The sequence below is a fragment of the Pseudomonas frederiksbergensis genome, from assembly GCF_003732665.1.
Taxonomy (GTDB): Bacteria; Pseudomonadota; Gammaproteobacteria; order Pseudomonadales; family Pseudomonadaceae; genus Aquipseudomonas; species Aquipseudomonas frederiksbergensis_G.
The window spans coordinates 1-323 of record NZ_MOBP01000037.1; the positions used below are offsets into that span (position 1 = coordinate 1).

The 323-nt window shown below is 55.4% G+C and carries 1 protein-coding gene; it reads right to left on the reverse strand.

Annotation, left to right across the window (positions count from 1 at the left end; all coding sequences use genetic code 11):
• Positions 1 to 219 (reverse strand): helix-turn-helix domain-containing protein (locus BK665_RS33025; RefSeq protein WP_148053270.1); only part of this gene is annotated, 219 nt, incomplete at its 3' end.
• Positions 220 to 323 lie beyond the last annotated feature (104 nt).

A 323-nucleotide genomic window follows, 5' to 3' on the forward strand; every position in this document is an offset into this window, starting at 1 on the left:
AATCTGGTCGCTGACTTGATAAGGGCTGTGATGTGGACGCCTGGACAGCTCTTTAAGCCCGTCTACACCGAGCATGGCATAGCGTGCCAACCACTTGTCCAGCGTGGGCCGACTGACACCGTAGTGCCGAGCCAGCTCACTTTTGGAGTAGGCGCCGGTCAACCAGTCGCCGATGAGTTTGACTCTCTGATTCATTGGGGACTCTCGATTCCAGGGCATGGTCAGATACCTCCTGACCGTATTTCACACCTGTAAAGGATGTCTCCGGTTTAAAACGTAAAGGATGTCCCCGGTTTCTACCCGAGCAAGCCCGCTCCCACAGG